Consider the following 2,229-nt stretch of genomic DNA (forward strand, 5'->3'; position numbering starts at 1 on the left):
ACGAATCACTCGGTGACCTGACACCCACCGAGTACCGCCAACAAGCCGCCAGCGGTTCTACTTTTGAAGTGTCTGCTTGACGGGGGAGCTTACGCATACTCTAGCCATGGCACTGCTTTCGGAGCATAGATCTGCCCCCATTCCGGCACCATCATGCCACCCCCGCCTGTTTTTAGCACAACTCAATCTTACACCCCATGGCCTCGATTCCACTAATTATTCTTTCCAAAATAATATTCTTATCTCTATCGCTCATAGGCGAGAAACTTTTTTTATTTGACATCCATCTCAAGGTACTCACATAGATACCAACATCGCCTGAGAAGTCCACTTCGACCACGGCCACTCTATTACTGTTAGATTCAACATACTCAACCAACGACCTGTTGGCCACCTGCACCACATAGCCTTCATCACTTTGAACTTTCTGCGGAGACAATTTAGTAAACATTTTAATACCCTCCAGTTATAACATTCTTAATAGCTTGATTACCAAGTAAAGTCGGATATTCAACAGTATTAAAAATACTCCCCGCTCTAGCGCCTTGAACAAACCCAACCGCATTACCTGAGGCACTAGCTGCAAAACGCTCAGACAATGTTGACCAAACGGTCGTGGCCTGCCCTGGAGTTAACGGACTACTTGGACCAAAAAGTCCTTGACTATCAAGCCACTGCCCACCCGGCGTCATTTCCAATGTTGTACGTCCATTCACATAGGCAAACTCCTCGGCGAGAGCTCTATTTCCAGGTCCAGAATAAAATACAGCTCCGTTTTCCGCCGTAGAAACATCAAGGGTTCTAGCCATATTCATATAATATGGCTAACGCGTCGCTCTCGGCATCAGCCATAGATTGCCGCCTGCATAAGCATAGATATTTCAACACGCCAATTTTTTCGAATCAGATCGACTTGGTGACCGTCGTCACGCCGTTCGAAACATGTTCGACTCTTATCTGATATCGATCGATGTAGACGTTCATGGCGGTTATGAGATCTGACAAGTCATTGGATTGGTTGTTGAAGTAGATCTTGCGGGTACGTGATCCGCCTGCCGCTGACGCATTTATGTTGTACCCGGTAACTCCGCCACTCACACCCGCGCCGCGAACGGGGAAGACCACAACTCGCTCAACGTCTTGCCACTTGATAAGTTGAACTTCTCTCCCAAACAACATCCTTGAAATCGACTGGTCATCTATCTGGATGTCCAATCGTCCGTACAAAAAAATCTTTCCCACGAACAGCAAGAATAAGGCGAATCCAAGGCAGAAGACGACGCCGCCAAACCCTTCCCCCCGCACGCCGATCAAAATTGAAAGTGCTATGCATAAAGCCGCGACTGCAACGACAACGATAATCGCCGGCGCTTTTCCCTTGAACTTAAAGATGGCTGACGGGTACTCGTTCATATATTTATTTCTCATTGGCCACATCCACAAGCATCACCGCCCTCTGAAGGCCTGAAACCATGCGCGGCCTCGGGGTCCATGGCTTCTCCGAACACATTGAAGGCTCCGGTCAAACCAGAGAACACGTTCGATGCCCCTTCTCCGACGATTGCGTCCCCGGCACCTGCAGCAAACGCCTCTCCGCTCATCAGTGGTGCAGCGGCACCTAATGCAACGCCGAATGCTAAGCCGTCGTTCCAGTGCTTTGCCTTTTCACAAGCCGGCTTGGTGTAGTTATAGAGTTCGTTTCCGAGAACCGTAGCGACGCCGCCAGTCCCGGCTCCTAGACCTACTGTTGCTCCGGTGCCAGCCAACATTCCGGCGATCCCTCCACCTACCCAAGTGGCAGCCGCTGCCGACAATTGCGGAGCGAAGAATCCCACGGCGCCACCAACCACTGCACCCGCCACTGCGCCCTGCCAACCACCGGCTTCATAGCCGGCAATCCCTCCGGCAATCCCTCCAATTAGAGCAGTAATGAATTCGGTGCCGTTCGGATCTCTGAACAAAACGGGGTTGGACCCAGCATAGGCATAAAAACTCGTTTGTCCACCGAGGAATCCCGCCGGATCCTCACTGATAAACCCGCCAATCACCGGGCTGTAGTACCGCGCCCGGTAGTAGTACAGCCCGTTGCCGTCGTTCTCCCGGCCCGTGTACTGGTACGGATTGCTCGTGGCCGTGACCTGCCCCCATCAGCCGTACCAGTGATTACTGATAAAGCCCGGGGTTGGAGGGTACTGCGTTGTTGCCGGTTTGTGCGCGATGGTTGGCGGC

Annotated in this window: 2 protein-coding genes and 1 pseudogene; all 3 read right to left on the minus strand. The window is 51.8% G+C overall.

The features are described 5' to 3' along the window. Positions 1-452: 452 nt before the first annotated feature. A complete protein-coding gene (locus C7456_RS17080; RefSeq protein WP_146203592.1) occupies positions 453-815 on the minus strand; it encodes a hypothetical protein in 363 nt (120 codons plus the stop codon). Positions 816-903: 88 nt separating this feature from the next. Then, positions 904-1,413: a hypothetical protein gene (locus tag C7456_RS17085; protein ID WP_139943003.1), complete on the minus strand. Its 510-nt coding sequence runs from the start codon at positions 1,411-1,413 to the stop codon at positions 904-906. Between the two features lie 11 nt (positions 1,414-1,424). Beyond that, positions 1,425-2,135, minus strand: a pseudogene (locus C7456_RS17280) (RHS repeat-associated core domain-containing protein); the annotation flags it as partial. Positions 2,136-2,229 lie beyond the last annotated feature (94 nt).

Origin of the sequence: Fulvimonas soli, assembly GCF_003148905.1 — a bacterium.
GTDB classification, from domain to species: domain Bacteria; phylum Pseudomonadota; class Gammaproteobacteria; order Xanthomonadales; family Rhodanobacteraceae; genus Fulvimonas; species Fulvimonas soli.